This is a genomic window from Ruegeria sp. AM2, from assembly GCF_056540685.1.
The window spans coordinates 87,017-105,573 of the sequence record NZ_JBQFXE010000003.1 but is presented as its reverse complement, the minus strand read 5'-3'; the positions used below and the strand labels follow the sequence as shown (position 1 = coordinate 105,573).

At 54.4% G+C, this 18,557-nt stretch carries 15 protein-coding genes and 2 pseudogenes; 6 read left to right on the top strand and 11 right to left on the bottom strand.

Annotated features, from left to right (window positions below):
• Positions 1-289: 289 nt before the first annotated feature.
• Positions 290-1,062, bottom strand: a pseudogene (locus tag ACR0CR_RS09330) (IS5 family transposase).
• Between the two features lie 145 nt (positions 1,063-1,207).
• On the opposite strand from ACR0CR_RS09330, the gene ACR0CR_RS09325 reads away from it, so the two are divergent.
• Both ACR0CR_RS09325 and ACR0CR_RS09320 read left to right on the top strand, forming a co-directional pair.
• Positions 1,208-2,179 carry an alpha/beta hydrolase gene (locus tag ACR0CR_RS09325; protein ID WP_480598351.1) on the top strand — a complete coding sequence of 324 codons (972 nt, stop codon included), beginning with the start codon at positions 1,208-1,210 and terminating at the stop codon, positions 2,177-2,179.
• A gap of 115 nt (positions 2,180-2,294) precedes the next feature.
• A complete protein-coding gene (locus ACR0CR_RS09320; RefSeq protein WP_480598350.1) occupies positions 2,295-4,064 on the top strand; it encodes a glucosaminidase domain-containing protein in 1,770 nt (589 codons plus the stop codon).
• A 209-nt stretch (positions 4,065-4,273) separates the two neighbouring features.
• Here the strand turns inward: ACR0CR_RS09320 and ACR0CR_RS09315 are convergent.
• Positions 4,274-4,601: pseudogene (locus ACR0CR_RS09315) on the bottom strand (DUF6653 family protein).
• 93 nt (positions 4,602-4,694) lie between these two features.
• On the opposite strand from ACR0CR_RS09315, the gene ACR0CR_RS09310 reads away from it, so the two are divergent.
• Together ACR0CR_RS09310 and ACR0CR_RS09305 are read left to right on the top strand one after the other, a co-directional pair.
• Positions 4,695-5,630, top strand: a complete 936-nt coding sequence (locus tag ACR0CR_RS09310; RefSeq protein ID WP_480598349.1) for an IS1595 family transposase — start codon at positions 4,695-4,697, stop codon at positions 5,628-5,630.
• On the top strand, positions 5,623-6,633 hold the full coding sequence (locus ACR0CR_RS09305) for a BstA C-terminal domain-containing protein (RefSeq protein ID WP_480598348.1): 1,011 nt from the start codon (positions 5,623-5,625) through the stop codon (positions 6,631-6,633). Before ACR0CR_RS09310 ends, ACR0CR_RS09305 begins: the two co-directional genes overlap by 8 nt.
• Here ACR0CR_RS09305 and ACR0CR_RS09300 read toward each other — a convergent pair.
• Positions 6,630-7,226, bottom strand: coding sequence for a hypothetical protein (locus ACR0CR_RS09300; RefSeq protein WP_480598347.1), 597 nt, complete (start codon positions 7,224-7,226; stop codon positions 6,630-6,632). The genes ACR0CR_RS09305 and ACR0CR_RS09300 overlap by 4 nt on opposite strands.
• 136 nt (positions 7,227-7,362) lie before the next feature.
• Here ACR0CR_RS09300 and ACR0CR_RS09295 point away from each other — a divergent pair, with 136 nt between their 5' ends.
• On the top strand, positions 7,363-7,599 hold the full coding sequence (locus ACR0CR_RS09295) for a hypothetical protein (protein ID WP_480598346.1): 237 nt from the start codon (positions 7,363-7,365) through the stop codon (positions 7,597-7,599).
• A 526-nt stretch (positions 7,600-8,125) separates the two neighbouring features.
• Here ACR0CR_RS09295 and gyrB read toward each other — a convergent pair.
• Both gyrB and ACR0CR_RS09285 read right to left on the bottom strand, forming a co-directional pair.
• A complete protein-coding gene (gene gyrB / locus ACR0CR_RS09290; protein ID WP_480598345.1) occupies positions 8,126-10,543 on the bottom strand; it encodes a DNA topoisomerase (ATP-hydrolyzing) subunit B in 2,418 nt (805 codons plus the stop codon).
• A gap of 102 nt (positions 10,544-10,645) precedes the next feature.
• On the bottom strand, positions 10,646-11,218 hold the full coding sequence (locus tag ACR0CR_RS09285) for a TetR/AcrR family transcriptional regulator (protein ID WP_480598344.1): 573 nt from the start codon (positions 11,216-11,218) through the stop codon (positions 10,646-10,648).
• Positions 11,219-11,318: 100 nt separating this feature from the next.
• Between ACR0CR_RS09285 and ACR0CR_RS09280 the strand changes: the two genes are divergently transcribed.
• Positions 11,319-11,885 (top strand): carboxymuconolactone decarboxylase family protein, encoded by a 567-nt coding sequence (locus ACR0CR_RS09280; RefSeq protein WP_480598343.1) that lies wholly within the window; start codon positions 11,319-11,321, stop codon positions 11,883-11,885.
• Here ACR0CR_RS09280 and recF read toward each other — a convergent pair.
• The 6 genes from recF to mutM form a co-directional block, all read right to left on the bottom strand.
• Positions 11,882-12,976 carry a DNA replication/repair protein RecF gene (recF, locus tag ACR0CR_RS09275; RefSeq protein ID WP_480598342.1) on the bottom strand — a complete coding sequence of 365 codons (1,095 nt, stop codon included), beginning with the start codon at positions 12,974-12,976 and terminating at the stop codon, positions 11,882-11,884. The two genes, ACR0CR_RS09280 and recF, sit on opposite strands and share 4 nt — an antisense overlap.
• A 59-nt stretch (positions 12,977-13,035) precedes the next feature.
• Positions 13,036-14,157 (bottom strand): DNA polymerase III subunit beta, encoded by a 1,122-nt coding sequence (gene dnaN, locus ACR0CR_RS09270; RefSeq protein WP_480598341.1) that lies wholly within the window; start codon positions 14,155-14,157, stop codon positions 13,036-13,038.
• Positions 14,158-14,385: 228 nt separating this feature from the next.
• Positions 14,386-15,768 carry a chromosomal replication initiator protein DnaA gene (dnaA, locus tag ACR0CR_RS09265; protein ID WP_480598340.1) on the bottom strand — a complete coding sequence of 461 codons (1,383 nt, stop codon included), beginning with the start codon at positions 15,766-15,768 and terminating at the stop codon, positions 14,386-14,388.
• Between the two features lie 552 nt (positions 15,769-16,320).
• Entirely contained in the window at positions 16,321-16,584 is a 264-nt protein-coding gene (gene rpsT / locus ACR0CR_RS09260; RefSeq protein WP_170657895.1) for a 30S ribosomal protein S20, read from the bottom strand.
• A gap of 227 nt (positions 16,585-16,811) precedes the next feature.
• Positions 16,812-17,588, bottom strand: coding sequence for an enoyl-CoA hydratase (locus ACR0CR_RS09255; protein WP_480598339.1), 777 nt, complete (start codon positions 17,586-17,588; stop codon positions 16,812-16,814).
• 66 nt (positions 17,589-17,654) lie between these two features.
• Entirely contained in the window at positions 17,655-18,506 is an 852-nt protein-coding gene (mutM, locus tag ACR0CR_RS09250; RefSeq protein ID WP_480598338.1) for a bifunctional DNA-formamidopyrimidine glycosylase/DNA-(apurinic or apyrimidinic site) lyase, read from the bottom strand.
• Positions 18,507-18,557 lie beyond the last annotated feature (51 nt).

The following is an 18,557-nucleotide window of genomic DNA, read 5'->3' as shown; positions in this document are numbered from 1 at the left end:
TATTTGGTGCGCTAGATTGGAAGACTTTTTCAAAGCAAGGTCTCCGACAAAAACTTAACTGAAAACGAGAGCCTTTATAGAGTACTTTAGCGGATTTGTCGAGCTTGTGGGCTGTTTGACGTTTTTCTGAGCGTCAATATTTCTTTTAAGAGTTATCTTGCCGCGTTTGTACTGTAATCGCCGCCGGCAGGGGGCGGCAATAGAATTGGGTATAAGTACCCGTAATGTCTATATAATACCATTTTGCTGGTTTGGAATGCAGTTCCAATTGTACGACTAGGGTCAGGTTTCATAGCCAATAAATGACCGTTACAGTGAGGGCGATTGCGGACAGGAATACTTTGGGGCAGCGGTCATAGAGGGTTGCGACTCGCTTCCAGTCCTCGAACCTTCCGAACATGATCTCGATCCGTTTGTGGCGTTTTTACCTACGCTTGTCATGTTTTGTCGGGGTCTTGGGTTGTTTGCGGCCTAGGGTGCAAGCGTGTATCCCTGTGTCTTTTAAGGCTCCTCGGAACCAGTCGACGTCTAAGCCACGATCCCCGAGCAGCCAGTCAGCTTTTTTCAGGCTGCTGAGTCATGCCCGCGCGCTGACGCCTTCGCTGACCTTACCGGCGGTTACGAACGGCTCGAGCGGGCACCCTTGGCTGTCGCAGATGGCATGCAGTTTGGTGTTCAAGCCGCCTTTAGTTCGACCGATCAGGCGACCGCGCGCCCTTTTTTGGCGGCCATGCTGGGCGCCGTTCGATGTGCTTTCATGTAAGTCGCTTCGATTATCACGGTCTTCTCTTCGCCGTAATCAGCGGCCAGACCAGCCATCTTACATGCGAAGATGCGCTTCTCGCTCGACCACTTCCACCGACTATGCTTCCACCGACTATACAGCGTTTTGTGCGGGCTATAGGCCGCAGGGGCATCGTGCCATCTGAACCTATTGCGGTTGATGAAGATAGTTCCACTCAGCACCCGTCTATCATCAACCCGAGGCTCGCCGTGCGACTTCGGGAAGAAGGGCTCGAGCTTCGCCATCTGCTCGTCGGTTAGCCAATAATGATCGCTCATGTCACCGCTCTGTTTTCGGAGCCGTGAATCACCCGGCGCGGCAGAAATCAATGCATCCTGTCCCTAGTCAATTGGACAAAATGCTCAATTTCTGATAACGTTAAACTTTATTTGACTTTATTTATGGGAATGTTGAGGTGCCATCATGCTTTTTGTTACAAATCGATTTCCAAAGCAAAGCATTGAGTCCGAGAATGGGCGTAAATTCAATTTCGATTTAAAGAATAATGCACCCAGCAACTCAGTATTTTTTTGTGAAAAGGGTAAGGGTAAAACTCATAAGGAAATTGGAAGTTTGGAGTTTCTGAGAAGAATCAAAGAGAGTAAATATCGGCAGATTCTTCTCTTCCTTCACGGCTTTAGTAACCTGCCAAAAGATGTGTTCCGTATGGCCGCAGAATTGCAGAAGCTATGCGATGATAAAAGAAGAAAAGAAGTACTGGTCGTGCCACTTATATGGCCGTGTGATAAAGATCTAGGTATTGTAAAAGACTACTGGGATGATCAAAAGTCTGCTGATCAAAGTGGCTATTCTTTTTCTCGAGTTCTAGAGAAATTCCTGGCATGGCGTAATTCAAAAGAGAATAATCCAGAAGTTGCTCCCTGTTTGAAGCGCATCAATCTTCTCGCCCACTCAATGGGGAACCGTGTGCTTCGGCAGACACTTGCTAGTTGGAATAGGTATGATTTGGCCGCCGGAGTGCCTCTAATTTTTCGCAATACATTCTTGGTGGCTGCCGATGTAGTAAATGAATCTCTTCAGGAAGGTCAAGCCGGCGAACTCATCTCACACGCCTCACGAAACGTCATCGTTTACTATGCTTCGGACGATTTAGCGCTTCGCGCAAGCAAGGCTGCCAATTTAAAAAACAAGGTTGCATCTCGCCGTCTTGGCCACACGGGCCCGGAGAATATGGCTCGCACTCCGCGCAATGTTTTTAAAGTTGATTGCGATGATATCAACACGGAATACGACTTTCCGAAGGGTCACAACTACTTTCGCTACGGCAAAACTCCTGGCAAATCAGGACTAGTGTTCGATCATATTTTTCAATGCATAGATGTTGGGCGTGTGTTCCCCGATGACCCACATCAGCGTTCCATCATATTAAGGTGATGGATTGCACCAAAAAGAATGTTTCAGAGTAATGCCTGGCATCTAGTGTCGCTGGCTACGTCCTTTTATGATCCCATCTTTCATAGATATTTTTGAAATGAAGTGAGTGTGTACCATGACAATAATAAATCAATCAGAGCTTAGAGGAAAAATTAGAGATCAACCGATTGGCGAGACGCTCCGATCTCTGCTTTCGAAGGCAGGTTCGGTATCGGGAATAGATACCATTTTTGTGGTATCCGGCGGTCAACCTGGAAGCACCGGTCGAACGACTGGTTCAACCAGGCACAATAATGGTCAAGCCGCAGATCTCTACGTCGTTGTTGACGACAAGAAGCTGGCGTTCTCCGATAAGAAGGCTCCGGAAGTCATCCAAAAATTTATTACAGCATGCGCAGCTTATGGTGCAAACGGTATCGGCGCAGGTGTTGGTTACATGGGCCCGAACACATTGCACGTTGGCTTCGGCGTAAATGAAAGCGATAAGCGAAAAATCGTTTGGGGTGCGAACGGACGGGCAAAAAACGCACCTCAATGGCTTCGTGAGGCAGCCAATAGTGGTTGGTACAGTCCACCGGGCTGGGTTTACGAACTGGAAGACGATGAAATAGAGGACCTTCCGGAAAACGCAGATGTAATTCTTGGGAGCCCGGCTAGCGCGTTAGTTGATGTTCCGGCGCGTTTCAATGAAGAAGTCATCCTTGCAGCACAGGAGAGCCAGAGGGAATGGGGTATTCCCACTTCGGTTACATTGGCTCAGTGGGCAATAGAAAGCGCATACGGAACGCGCATGCCGCCTGGTTCAAACAATCCATTTGGCATCAAGGCTAGAGCCGGAGAAGCATCTGTCCAGGTTTGGACTACAGAGTTTGTTGGCGGTCGATTTCGGAAGGTCCTGGCGGAGTTCCGTTCATTTCCAAGCCTTGAGGCCGCATTTAGTCGGCATGCAAGATTACTGGGAAAAGGTAGCCCCTACGCAGATGCTCGCAAATTCCTTGATGACCCGGATAAATTCGCGGACGCTCTCACAGGAGTTTATGCGACAGATCCTCAATACGGAACAAAGCTGAAATCAATTATGAAATCCAACAACTTATATGCATTTAATGTCGAGGGCGGAGTGAGCTCCATTAATGCCAGTGCTAGTTTGGAGAAAGTTATGTCTAATTATTTGTTTGAGGGACATCAGGATAAAATGGCCGTGGAGGGATTGCAGAGGAAACTAACGTCCCTCGGCTACAAACTTGGCAAAATAGATGGACTTTTTGGGCCACTTACGACCGAAGCTTTACTGGCATTTCAGAATGAAAACGGTATCCCGACAACCGGTGTTGTCGATGACGTCACACAATCCGCACTAAATTCGGCACAACCGCGCCGCTTTGGCAAAGAGCGCGAAGCTATGACGGAAAAAGAGCTAGCACTCGCCGGTTCGCGGACAATGGTAAATGCGCGACGCGGTAGATTCCTAAGTTGGGTCTTAGGCACATTCGGTGTGCTCGGCGTTGGAAACAGCACGATTGTTAACTCGGCGCCGGAAACTGCAAGTACTTCTTCTCCGGTTCTGGACAGCTTGCCTGCTGATTTTGCGACACAGTATCCAGGGTTAGCAGCTTTAATCGAGTCTCTAAGCAACTCATCAAATGTCACACAACCACAGATGCGAACTGTATTCGATTTACTGCCACAATTTTTCGCCAACGATACTGTTTTGCAAACGGCTATGCAGGGCGTTGCAACTGTCGGAGCAAGTCTGTTGCCAGGCTTTGGTGGATCAGTTGGGGTTTTGGCGGCAGGGTTGCTTGGACGTTTGTTTGCTAACAAAGTTGCGGATGCACGCCTTGGTGACCACCGGAGCGGCGGTAACCTCAACCCATTAGAGTAGGCTAATTGAAGGATCAGATTGCGTGGACGTTTGCTACCGATCAACGCCTTACACAAACCGCTGGTATCTTGCGTTCCGTCCGTGGGATCGGACCCGTTGCAAGCACTATTCTGATCGCGCAACTGCCGGAACTCTGACAACGGACAGGGAGTCCTGAACGCAGCCACGCTGGTTCATTTTGGTGACGACAACCATTGCCGTTTGCAGAATCAAGCACAGGCCGCATAGTCAGAAACAAGATGGTCGGAACTTTCCACTAGCCATGACCGTCGACTGGCCCAGATTATCTGACAACGGACATGATGCGCCGCAATCTTGTCTTGGTGCCGCAGCCAGACACGCTCCACCAATACACCTCGCGCTGACCAGCTGTCAAAAGTCTTGGGTTGTGAAAACGTACGCGGATTGATCCAGAACCAGGCCAACAGCAACCCATGCCCAGCCGCTAATCCACGCGCGACTCCAGATCGCTAACGCCAAAAGAGGCAGCGGCGCAAGTACGCGAGTCCAGACAGACCAAGGGTTTGTATGTCGCAACCAAAGGGGCCTATATACTTAACTAGCCAAGTTACCCCTTGAATTTGTCGGCCAGAATGGCTAGTTATCTTCCATCCAACAAGGAAGTGACTGATGCCGCAGCCGAAACCCGAAACACTCTCTACCTTCGAGTTCTTTCAGAAGTTTCCAGATGAGGAAGCGGCGCGCAAGTTCTTCGAAGCTCGCCGTTGGGGTGATGAGCCGGTATGTGGTCACTGTGGTTCTGTCAGCGTGACAGAGTGCAAAGACCACAAGCCTATGCCATACCGCTGCAAAGATTGCCGGAAGCATTTCAGCGTCCGTACGGGTACGGTGCTGGCCGAGAGTCGCCTTCCCTTGCAAAAGTGGCTTCTGGCTATCTACATGCTCACCAGCGCCCGCAAGGGTATCCCCAGCACTCAGATGGCCCGTGAATTGGGCATCACTCAGAAATCCGCATGGTTCCTTGCACAGCGCATTCGCGAAACATGGCTGAAAGGTCAAGGCGGCGGCGATATGGGCGACCAAACCCAAGTTGACGAAACCTATGTCGGTGGCAAAGAGCGCAACAAGCACGCCAAGAAGAAACTGCACGCCGGTCGCGGCACAGTTGGCAAGACTGCCGTTGTTGGTATCCGCGATCAGCACGGCGAGGTTCGCGCTACGCCCGTCAAGAACACGACAGGCGAAACCCTGAAAGGCTTTGTGGGCAAACATGCCCCAAAAGGCGGAACGGTGGTTACAGACAGCCACAAGGGCTATTTGGGCCTTGATCAGCAAGGTTACACCCACAAGCGCGTCAATCACTCAGTAGGTGAGTACGTCCGAGACATGGCCCACACCAACGGAATAGAAAGCTTCTGGGCGCTACTCAAGCGCGGTCACTACGGCATCTATCATTACATGAGTGCCAAGCATCTGCATCGCTATGTCAACGAATTCTCGTTCCGTCATAACACGTCGCAAGCTGGCACCATGAACTTCATCAATATGACAATCGAGCGAATGGCCGACAAACGGCTTACATACAAGGGGCCGATCAATGGCTGACAAGAAAAAAGATGTAATTGAACCAATTGACGCTGACTTTGACGAGGTGGTGAGCGCGATCACCCCTAAAGTAAGCAAAAACAAAAGCTTAACCGCCGCTCCGGGTGGTTTCGCGATCACCCCCGGTCAAGGGATGCTAAATCTTCAAATTGAAAAGCAAATTGAAGTAGATGGCGTGGGTATGGGGGTCCTAACAGATGGCACCCCTTTTCTTACTGGTCGTGGACTTGCTCGCTTGTGCGGAATCAGCAATGCCAGGATTGTTGAGTTAAGCGCAGACTGGAAAGATGAACGTCGCGCCCTAACCAAGCGGGTGAAAGAAATCCTAGCGTCTAAGAGCATCGTGGTTGAGGCTCCACACATCGAAATCAACCAGCGAAGCGGCGCGTTCTACGCTTACCCGGATGCTCTGTGTATCGCGGTTTTGGAATACTACGCCTTTGATGCCGGCGATGGTATACGCGAAACAGCCATTAAGAACTTCCGACTGCTCGCAGGAAAAGCCCTGCATGACTTCATCTACTCACAAGTTGGATATGATCCTGAACAGCATGTTCCAGCAGTTTGGCGGCAATTCCACGACCGCGTATCGCTGACCTACAACTCAGTGCCAGCCGGGTACTTTAGCGTCTTTAAGGAGATCGCGGATATGATCGTTACACTTGGGCAGGCTGGCTTGGCGATAGACAGTTCTTTCGTTCCCGATGGCAGCGTGGGTATTCATTGGGCAAAGCACTGGAAAGACAATAACCTCAAAGATCAATTTGGTGAGCGGATAGAGTGGGATCACAATTTCCCAGATTACTTCCCACAAGCGAAGTCAAATCCTCAGCCCGCAAAGGCGTACCCAGAATCTGCATTGCCTGAATTTCGCCGCTGGATGCGGGAAAACTATATTGGCGACGGAAAATTCACCAAATACCTGAATACAAAGATCAAACAGAAAGAGCTTCCCGCCTCGTTCTCCCAGATTGTCATTGAGGCCTATGATCTGGATAGCTAATGCCAATCTGGACCGTCGTAGTCGTGGGGCGGTTCAATGTCGTCCCAGCGGGCTGCGATCTCGGCGCAAGCGTCGGTCAACCTCTCTCTGAGTCTTTGGTGGCTGTCGCTGGCCCTCACTATATTCTTCTCAGCGAGGTCCACTGACATACATAGTCTCGGTAGTGGCTCCATCTGTCCGCCTTCAAGCGTCCACAATATTAGGCCCGCAGAGGCCAACAGCCTGTCCTTCATCGGGCCACGTTCTGCTGAGAACGCGTAGACGAGGGAAATCCCGCCTGAATGCACTACGCCATCTTTCTCGGCTGTAACTGTCGCCTCAAGTGTAACGTTGACCTTCACTCCTGCTATGGTCCGAACAATTGTCGAAGGCGCTGCGCTTATTGAGTATTTCGCGAAGGATCTGGGATTGAATGTCTCTTGAAAGCACTTGATCGCCTTGGCTCTAAGTCTAGCGTTGTTCTTGGCTTGCCCTCTTTCCCTACGCTCCTCGGCTTCGTACTTAGCAATCAGGAACTCAAGACCGTCACGATTGAAGTCAGGTGCTGTAAGGGCATCTTTTAACGGCTTGCGTATCGGCGAATAGGTGGACATATGGCCTTTTTGAGGAAACTTCGCTTTTTGTATCACGCGTCTACGTTGTGTCGCATTTTGGCAAGCAAGATAATCGCCCATAAGGTTGACTGACATTTGTGGTTTGCGATTGAGCTTGAATATGGGAGAATCTGGCATGGATGATATCACTTTGGTTGCAAAACTGGATAATGACACAACGCTATACGTGTCACCCATGCATGACCAGACATACGATGAATTTGTAGAGGCGGATAACCTCGGCGGGCCACGCGGTTACTTCATCGCCAGAGAGCGTCGTAACCAGTTCGAGATACTCGCGAAGGCCACAAATCTTGATGCGGCTAGAGAAATATTTGGGATGCTAACAACCGCGCACCGGGTGGCTAGCTAAGTATATAGACCCCCAACCAAACATAGTCTTTCATGCCCATAAAGCGTTCGGTCAGTCGGATTATGTCCATCGAGTCACTCCAGAAACTGTAAGTCCATTAGTGAATTTGGATTCATCCAATGCTGACCACAACCGCTTTCAAGTCTCGTCCTCTGGTTAAGATCAGGCATTCATCGATAGAATGAGAAAGCATATTACATCGCAAGGCCTTCCACCGAGTATTTTTACTGCCGCCGGGTTCCGACTCTGCGACTTTCCGCAACGCTCGAATGAGTATCCTATCTTCGGATAAAGGTTGAAATTTGCCAGCCAGAATGCACTTTTGATTGAGCAACAGCGCTTCAAAGTTGACCAAATCGCACGGCATAAACCATAACTTGAGTAGGTTTCTTGAAAAGCGCAAAGTTATGGGCAAATCGTGCAAAATTATGCGCAAACGTCGCGCAAAGTTATGGGCGAGCACACTTGAATTTCATGAATGAAATCAATGACTGGAACGCAGCGTTATGCGCACGCCTATACCAGCTTAGAAATCCAGATTCTCCACACTCAGCGCGTTTTTCTGGATGAATTCTCGGCGGGGTTCGACGACGTCTCCCATCAGTTTGGTGAACAGATCATCGGCCTCAACCATATCATCCACACGCACCTGCAACAGCGTGCGCGCATCGGGATCCAACGTCGTTTCCCACAGCTGGTCGGGGTTCATCTCGCCCAACCCCTTGTAGCGCTGCAGCGACAGACCCTTTTCGCCCTCCTCCAGTATGGCGCGCAGCAGGTCCAGCGGACCGTGGATGGCCTGCATCCGGTCACGGCGGATCAGGGTGGCCGGCGTGTTGTAGATTTCTTGCAGGCTTTGGGTGAAACTGCCGGTCTTGCGCGCTTCGCCAGAACGCAACATGGGGCCGTCCAGTGTGCGCACCTCTTCGACGCCGCGCAGGATGCGGGCCAGACGGATACCGTGATCTTGCGTGATCCGGCCCTGCCAGCCGCGCTCATATTCCAGTGCGATCAGGTCCAGACGGGCGGCAACCTTGTCGGCCACGCCTTGCAGGTCGGCATCCACAGCACCGGGCACAAAGGCCCCGGCAACGGCGGCCTGTTCCAGAATGTGACGCGGATAATGCGTCGGGAAAGCGTCCAACACGCGTTTCAACTGGCGCGCCTCATCCACAACGCGGGTCAAATCCTGACCGATGATTTCCTCACCAGAACCCAGTTTCAGCACCGCACCTTCCACCCCCTGATTGATCAGGTAGTCGTCCAACGCGGCCTGATCTTTCAGGTAAACTTCTGACTTTCCGCGTGAAACCTTATAGAGCGGAGGTTGCGCGATGTAGAGAAACCCGCCTTCGATCAGCTTCGGCATCTGACGATAAAAGAACGTCAGCAACAGCGTCCGGATATGCGCGCCGTCCACATCTGCATCAGTCATGATGACGATCTTGTGGTAGCGCAGCTTTTCGATGTTGAACTCATCCCGGCCAATGCCGGTGCCCAGCGCCATCACGAGGTTGCCGATTTCCTGAGACGAAAGCATCCGGTCAAACCGCGCCCGTTCGACGTTCAGGATTTTGCCGCGCAGGGGCAAAACAGCCTGGGTCAATCGGTCCCGGCCCGTTTGGGCAGAACCACCCGCCGAGTCACCCTCGACCAGGAAGACTTCGGTTTTGGACGGGTCTTTCTCGGAGCAGTCCTTCAGCTTGCCCGCCAGATAATTCACGTCCATCGCCGTCTTGCGGCGCGTCAGCTCCCGGGCCTTGCGGGCAGCCTCACGGGCCAGCGCAGCCTCGATTATCTTGCCCACAATTCCTTTGGCCTCGCTGGGGTTCTCCTCGAACCACTCGGCCAGCTTTTCATTCATCAGACTTTCGACCGCCGGGCGCACCTCGGAACTGACCAGTTTATCCTTGGTCTGAGACGAGAATTTCGGATCCGGCACTTTGACCGACAGTACGCAGGTCAGACCTTCGCGCGCGTCATCACCTGTAAAGCTGACCTTCTCTTTCTTCGCGATCCCGCTGGATTGGGCGTAATTGTTGATGGTCCGGGTCAATGCACCCCGGAAACCGGCCACATGGGTGCCGCCATCGCGCTGCGGGATGTTGTTGGTGAAGGGCAGAACCGTTTCGTGATAGCTGTCATTCCACCACATCGCGATCTCAACCCCGATATCGTCGCGCTCGCCCTTGATATAGATCGGTTCAGGCATTGCGGGCGTTTTTGATCGGTCAAGGTATTTGACGAACTCTTTGACGCCGCCCTCATAGAACAGCTCGGTTTCCAACCTTTCCGCAGGGCGTTCGTCGATCAGGATGATCCGCACGCCCGAATTCAGGAACGCCAACTCGCGGAGGCGCTTTTCTAGCGTTTCAAACGAATATTCCAAGTTCGAGAATGTTTTGGTCGAGGCCAAGAACCGCACCTCGGTCCCAGTCCGATCCCCGCAGTCACCAACGACCTTCAGATGCTCCGCCGTCTCGCCGCCTTCAAACCGCGCCACATGTTCTTTTCCCGCGCGCCAGATACGCAGTTCAAGCCAATCCGACAGGGCGTTCACGACCGAGACACCCACACCGTGCAGACCACCCGACACTTTGTACGAATTGCTGTCGAATTTACCGCCCGCGTGCAACTGGGTCATGATGACCTCGGCGGCTGAAACGCCTTCTTCGGGGTGAATATCCACCGGAATCCCGCGCCCGTTGTCGCTGACCGAAACGCTGGAATCGGCGTGGATTTTCACCGTCACATGGTCCGCGTGACCGGCCAACGCCTCGTCAATTCCGTTGTCCACAACCTCATACACCATATGGTGCAGACCCGAGCCATCATCCGTGTCCCCGATATACATGCCAGGGCGCTTGCGGACAGCCTCTAAACCCTTGAGAACCTTGATGGAATCTGCGCCGTATTCCTGCGGAGCCTGTGCGTCGTCGGACATGCCGTTGGTACCTATATTATTTTGGTATGTTATACGTTTTCTGGTAGGGATTGTCACGCCATCCCCCAAGATTTTGTGTTTTTCTTTGCGTGTTTTGACCGGTTACAGCCGATCAAGATCGGACGCGATGTCGGACGCGATTTCAGACGCATTCACATCGCTGCGTTCTGCCGACAATCGCAGGCCCAGAATGTCTGACTGGTAACGTGCGGCCAGCCGGTTCGGGTCATGGGTCGGCCCAATTTCCCCCGCGTCTTGCGCTTGTCGAAAGAGCGTCGCAAAGCACTCCTTCATCTCGACAATATGACAGTTCGCCTTGTCCGCCAGCTCATGCCCCTTGGCCTGCAATTCCGCATATGTTTTCGCCAGCATACAAGCCCGCGCAGGCATCTGACTATCATCAATCACCACATGTGGTTGCGCCTTCAGTGCCCGCAGCGGACCCATTTCTTCGGCCATCGCCATCAGACGCGCGACGCCATCCTGGGCATAACGTTCCAGAGTGAGCGCATAGAGCGCATCTTTGGATCCGAAGGCCGCATAGAAACTGCCGGGTTTTAGCCTCAACTCCCGCTCCAAATCCTTCAGAGACGTCCCGGCCCAACCCTGACGCCAGAAAAGATCTCTGGCTTGCACGATCAACGCGTCGCGGTCATATGAGGGTTTGCGGGGCATCGGGCTCACCAATTCTTGAACGTTCGCTCAAATATATACTTGAGTGATCACTCAATAAACCCTAAATATGGCCCAATGCGCCAGAAACAGGAGTTTTGACATGGCAAACTTTCCCTCACATGACCTAGAAACCGCCCCGGAAGGGTCGAAACCGCTGCTTGAAAAATCCCAGGTCGCCTTTGGCCGCCTGCCCGGCCTGCACAAGGTCATGGCCGAAAGCCCACAGCATCTGGAAGGCTATCAGGTTCTGCACCACCTGTTCATGCAGACCGATTTCGACAATGACGAAAAAACCGTCGTCTGGCAGACCATCAACGTGGAAAACGAATGCCACTACTGTGTGCCCGCCCACACCGGCATCGCCAAGATGATGAAGGTTTCGGATGAGATCACCGAGGCGCTGCGCAACGAAACCCCGCTGCCATCGGCAAAGCTGGAAGCTCTGCGCACGTTTACACTGCAAGTGATGGAAACCCGTGGAAACCCGACCGAGGAACAGCTGCAGGCATTCTTTGACGCTGGCTACTCGCACCGTGCGGTTCTGGATGTGATCCTGGGTCTGGCGCAAAAAACCATGTCAAACTACGTCAACCACATGGCGCATACCCCTGTTGACGAGGTCATGCGCGGCTTCCTGTGGGAACGTAAAGTCTCTGAACCCGCCTAAGCGACGACCGAGCCCTCGCCGCTGTCGTTGACCGTCAGCGTTTGGGCTCGGTCCCCCAATTCCGCAAACAACTCAGGCCCGGTGCCCGTCATCCAGGCCTGAGCACCCAACGCGCAAATCTCGTCATAAAGCGCCGCCCGCCGTGCCGCATCCAGATGTGCGGCCACCTCATCCAACAACACGATGGGCGGAGCGCCAACCATCCCGGCCAGCGCCCGTGCATTCGACAGGATCAGCGAAACAAGCAACGCCTTCTGCTCCCCGGTGGAACAATCCTTGGCCGGAACCCCTTTGGCCGCAAACACGCCGTGCAGGTCCGACCGGTGAGGGCCGACCAATGTCCGACCCGCAGCAAGATCGCGAAACCGGCTTTCGTTCAGCGCCTCTCGCAGGTCCTCAACCGTTTCCGGCATCGCGCCCTCGGTCTGCACTAGTTCCAGATCGGCGGATGGGAAAGCAGTTTCTGCCTGTTCCTGTGCGGCCCTCAGATGTTCCAGCGCGGCCAGGCGTGCAGCGTGAATGCGGTGGCCCGTTTCGGCCATCTGACCCTCCAATGCCGCATACCAATGGGCGTCGCGCACTTGCTCTTTCAGCAAGCGGTTCCGTTCGCGCATGGATTTTTCGTAAGTCAAAGACGCTTCGGCATGGGACGGATCAAAACTCAGAGCCATGCGGTCCAGAAACCGCCGCCGCCCTTCAGCGCCTTCTATCCAAAGCCGGTCCATCGAAGGGATCAGCCAGACAACACGCGCCAGTTTGCCAAGATCAATCTGGCTGGCGGCCTTGTCGTCGATCCGAACCTGACGCGCAGTTCCACCTTCGGACCATGTTTCAATCTCAAAATTCTGGTCCTGAACGCTCAGTAAGCCGGACAGCTTCCATCCCAAGGCCTCGGGCCGCCTGGTCATCTCAGACGCGCTCGCCCGCCGCATCCCGCGCCCGGGCGAAAACAGCGACACGGCCTCCAGAATGTTGGTTTTGCCCGCCCCGTTCGGCCCGTGAATCGCCACCGGTCGGCCGTCCAACGACAACCGCGCCAGTTTATGAGACCTAAAATGCGAGACCGTCAGCTCGGTCAGGGCCAATCCCATGACCCCTCCCTTCATCTTTTTGAAAATACTCCCGCCGGAGGCATCGCGCGTCAGCTCGATCAGACGCGCATCGGCATGACCACATAGACCGCGCTCTGATCCGTTCCTTCGCGCATCAACGTCGGATCACCTGCCGAATTGAAAAGGAACACCGCGTTTTCCCGATCGACCTGAGACGCTATTTCAAGCAGGTATTTCGCGTTGAACCCGATCTCCAGCCGCTCGTCGCCATAGGCCACGGCCAGCTCCTCTTCGGCAGCCCCACTGTCCGGAGCATTGACCGACAGGGTCAGCTTGTCCGCGTCCAGTTGCAGCTTAACCGCGCGCGACCGCTCGGACGATACCGTCGCAACCCGATCCACAGCCTGCGCAAACTCAGCGGCATCCACTTCCAACTGCCGCGTATTTCCCTGAGGAATGACACGGGTGTAATCCGGGAACGTCCCGTCGATCACCTTGGATGTCAGCGTGATGTCCGGTGTCGCAAAGCGTACCTTGGTTTCGCTGACGGAAACCGCGATCTCCATCTCATCATCTTCCAGCAGCTTGCGCAGTTCACCCACGGTTTTGCGGGGCACAATCACGCCGGGCATGTCCGCCGCACCATCGGGAAGGTCAGCATCGATGCGCGCCAGCCGGTGCCCATCGGTGGCCACACAGCGCAGTACCTTGCCTCCTTCCGAGCCGTCGGCCACATGCATGTAGACGCCGTTCAGATAGTACCGCGTCTCTTCCGTTGAAATGGCAAATTTCGACTTGTCGAACAGACGCCGCAGTAGCGCCGCCGGCGCCTTGAAATTCGATTGATATTCCGAGGATGCCATCACCGGAAAATCCTCTTTCGGCAGTGTTGCCAGAGAGAAGTTCGATCGCCCGGCCTCGACTGTCAAACGCCCCGCAGCGCTGTCCGCGGTCAGCGTCACCAAAGCACCGTCCGGCAATTTGCGCACGATCTCATGCAAAGTCGTCGCGGCCACGGTTGTTGCGCCCGCCTTTTCCACCTGTGCCGGTGCCTTGTCGACCACTTCGATATCCAGATCGGTGGCGCGGAACTGGGCCTGGTTGCCCTCGGCCTCGATCAGCACATTGGCAAGTATGGGGATTGTATTGCGACGTTCGACAACAGACTGGGCCTGCGAAACGGCCTTGAGAAGGGTGCCGCGTTCGATGCTGATCTTCATACCCTCATTTCCTTTGACTTACGTGCCGAAACAGGCGGGACTGGCACGTTAGCGGCTCTGACCCGAGGCACAAGGACTTTTTACCGTTTTCTCAGCCGGAATGACCTAAGCGTCAAGGGGTTGGCACACATGCACCCGAAGAACGTGGAAGACCGTGGACAATAGCGCACAAGAAAACGCCCCGAACTTGGCAGTCCAGGGCGGTTCGTGAGCGGTAAAGGACTTTGGTCAGGCTTCAAGCGCGCGGCGCAGCATTTCCACGTCTTCGGCGATCTGACCATCGGTCAGCTTCAACTCTTCGATACGCTTGACGCCGTGCATCACCGTGGTGTGGTCACGTCCGCCGAAACGACGACCGATCTCGGGCAGCGACCGGCTGGTCAACAGCTTGGACAGATACATCGCCACCTGCCGCGGGCGGGCGTAAGATCGCAGGCGCTTGGGCCCGATGATGTCACTGAGGCGGATGTTGTAATATTCCGAAACCTTGCGCTGAATTTCTTCGACCGTGATTTTGCGCTCGGACATGCGCAGCACGTCGGCCAGACAATCCTGCGTCAGTTCCATATCAATTTCGCGGCCTACCAGCGAGGCAAAGGCAAAGAGCCGAGTCAGAGCGCCTTCCAGCACGCGCACATTGGTCGATATCCTGTGGGCCAGGAATTCCAGCACGCCATCAGCAATGGTCAGATCCGGATAGTTTTTGCTGTAGTGCTGGACCTTGTTCTGAAGGATGCCCAGTCGCAATTCGTAGTCGGTCGGGTGCAGGTCCACGACCAGTCCGCACTGCAGACGCGACTTCACACGGTCCTCAAGATCCTTGATCTCGCCGGGCGCACGGTCGGCCGAAATGATGATCTGCTTGTTCTGGTCCACAAGTGCGTTGAACGTATGAAAGAACTCTTCCTGCGTGGAATCCTTGCCCGCGATGAACTGTACGTCATCAACCATCAGCACATCGACCGAGCGAAACAGGTGCTTGAAATCCATCATCCGACGCTCGCGCAGGGCCTGTACAAACCGGTACATGAATTGCTCGGCCGACAGATACAGGACATTCAGTTCAGGGTGTTTTGTTTTCAACTCCCAAGCGATGGCGTGCATCAAGTGGGTTTTACCCAAACCCACGCCACCATAAAGGACCAGCGGATTGAACGTGACCGGCCCACCTTCTGATACGCGGCGCGCGGCAGCGTGGGCCAGTTCATTGGGCTTGCCGACAACAAAGCTGTCAAAGGTAAAGCGCGCGTCCAGCGGCGCGGCTTGTAGAGAGTCCTGCGCAGCGCCACCCAAGTCCGGATCGGTGGGCTGATCCTGCGGCGGTTCCATTTTGGTTACCTCCTGCGGTACAGCGGGACGGGCGGTCGAATTGGCAGCGGTCCGAAATGTCAGGCGTTGAACGGCCTCACCTGACGTTTTTAGTTCATAGAGAATATGGTCCGCAAAATTTTGGCTGACGTAGTTTCCCATAAAATTGGTCGGCGCAGAAAATACCGCCACCCCATCTTGCAACTCCTGAAATTCCAGTGGTTCGATCCAAGTGGTGAAATTGTTCCGTCCAACGGCTTTGATCAACTTGCTACGCAGTTGTCCCCATTTCTCTTGTGTCATTCAGCGCCTCACGCATCCCATTCTTTATTGGCCCTTCGGCCTTATTCATATATTCCGGTTTCCCGGTTTTTTTGCGATCACGCACAAGGGTAGCGTGACGCCAAACCACATGGTTTGGCGGGTGCTTCACAGAGATCAGGATCGCGAACGCCCCGACCTTGCCCCAACAGGGAACAGGCCCGAAAACCGGACGCGCGTCTCAACCTCAATGTCTGACAGGGCCAAGGTCAGCGGAAATCCGTGACCCGTAGCAGATCGTTCGTCCGGCGGCAGCCGACTTACGAACATTCGTCTCTGAATCTCGCTGATGCCCGTCAGTTCGATCACAGAGACAGCCTGTCCCCCCAAGCGAGTGAATCGCTGACTAAGTGGTAACAAGACCCAGAGGGCTGCGGCAACGAAACTCTGTTATTGACTCGAAGATCGGTCGAACGAATCTCTCGCTTTCGTGAAGGCGCGACTTTCGGGCAACATAAGACAAAGACGCCGCGCATGGCGGCGTCTTTCAAAGTAGATCAGCTTTAATTGCTTGACGCAAGGTCAAGCCAAAGATTAGCCCAGCGCTTTGACGCGGGACGACAGGCGCGACATTTTGCGCGCTGCAGTGTTCTTGTGGAAAACGCCTTTGGTGACACCGCGCATCAGTTCAGGTTGAGCGGCGCGCAGGGCTGCGGTTGCCGCGTCCTTGTCCCCGGACTCGATTGCTTCTTCAACTTTGCGCAGGAAGGTGCGGATGCGTGAACGGCGTGCTTTGTTGACGGCAAAACGCTTTTCGTTCTGACGGGCGCGTTTCTTTGCCTGGGGCGAGTTAGCCATGTGTTTGTGACCTTTGTTCGGTACGGTTATCTAGGGTTGCGCGCCACGGGTTTGTCCGCACCGGATCAGGAATCACGAGTGTGAGTCGGGCCAAGCGGGCCGCACGCGCATGTATGACGGCGCTTACTATCCAAGTTGCCCATGTTTGCCAAGCGGATTCTTTGAACGACTTATCCGTCATGAAAAAAGCGGGCCAGGGCCCGCTTGGTCTTGGTCGTAAGCCCCGGTCACTTGTCCCGGAACTGTGCCGCGCGCTTCTCCAGGAAAGCGGCCATGCCTTCTTTCTGGTCTTCTGTGGCGAACATCGAATGGAACACCCGACGTTCAAACAGCATCCCCTCACTCAGCGGGAGTTCATAGCTGCGGTTCACCGCTTCTTTAGCGGCCATCGTGCTCAACTGTGATTTCTCAGCTATCTTCTGGGCGGCGCTTACCGCCTCTTCGATCAGCTTCTTGGCAGGGACCACCCGGCTGACAAGGCCCGCGCGCTCGGCTTCTTCGGCATCCATGAAGCGACCGGTCAGGTTCATGTCCATTGCTTTGGACTTGCCGACAAACCGGGTCAGGCGTTGCGTACCACCCAGTCCGGCAATGACACCCAGATTGATTTCGGGTTGGCCGAACTTGGCGGTATCGGCGGCGATGATGAAATCGCACAGCATCGCCAACTCACATCCGCCGCCCAGTGCGTAACCGGCCACGGCGGCGATGATCGGCTTGCGGATGGCAGACACACGGTCATTCGCCTCGGCGAACAGGTTGACGTTGAACACGTCAACAAAGCTCATCTCGGACATTTCCTTGATGTCCGCGCCAGCCGCAAATGCCTTGTCCGAGCCGGTGATGACGATGCAACGCACCTTGTCGTTGGTATCAGCCTCTTCAAGCGCGGTGCCCAACTCACCCAGCAACTGGGTGTTCAGCGCGTTCATCGCGTCCGGACGGTTGAGTTTGATTAGGGCGACGTGGTCTTCGATTTCGACGATGATCGTCTCAAAAGCCATGAGGTGTAAGCTTCCGGTTGTTCCGTTCAGATACGATTCATTATCACGCGAAAACGCTGGATCAAGCTATCTTTGGCATTGCGCACAATAGAAGGATGAGCGTCCGGATTGGGTGATTCTCTTGATCGCCGCACCGCATCCTTCTGTCCGGCAGGGTTCGCCCTCACGCCCGTAGACGTCAAAGCTGTGCTGAAAATATCCAAGTTCTCCATCGGCTTGGCGGAAATCACGCAGCGACGATCCTCCGGCCTCGATGGCGTCCTGCAACACCTGCCGGATGATCGGCACAAGAGCTGCGACGCGGGGTGCAGAAATTTGCCCGGCTTTGCGACGTGGCGACACCTTGCCGCGAAAAAGCGCTTCGCAGACATAGATATTGCCCAAACCGGCAACGATTCCCTGATCCAGTAGCGCCGATTTGACCGGAGTGTTCTTGCCCTTGAACGCATCGATCAAATGTTGTTCGTGGAAATCGTTACCCAAAGGCTCTGGCCCCAGAACGGACAGCAGTTTGTGGTCTTCAGCAGTGGCCGTGGGCAACAGATCCATCGCCCCAAACCGGCGCGGGTCGTTGAAGGTAATGCGTGCACCGTTGGCCATGTGAAATACCACGTGGTCATGTTTTTCCGGCATCGGGTGGTCATGCACAAACTGACCCAGCGGATCGCCCGACACCGTCATCCGCCCCGACATACCCAAGTGGATCAACAGGGTCTCGCCACTGCTGAGATCGGCCAAGATATACTTCGACCGCCGTCGCAGGCGATCCACACGATGTCCGGTCAGCCGCTCGGCCATCCGTTCAGGAAACGGCCAGCGCAAATCCGGGCGGTTCACATCTGCCTGCGCAATCACCACCCCCTCCATCGCCGGAGAAAGGCCGCGTCTTACTGTCTCGACCTCGGGCAATTCGGGCATTAGATGGCTCCTATTCCAAAGGGCCGCATTGTGCCCGCCTCTTATGGCCCT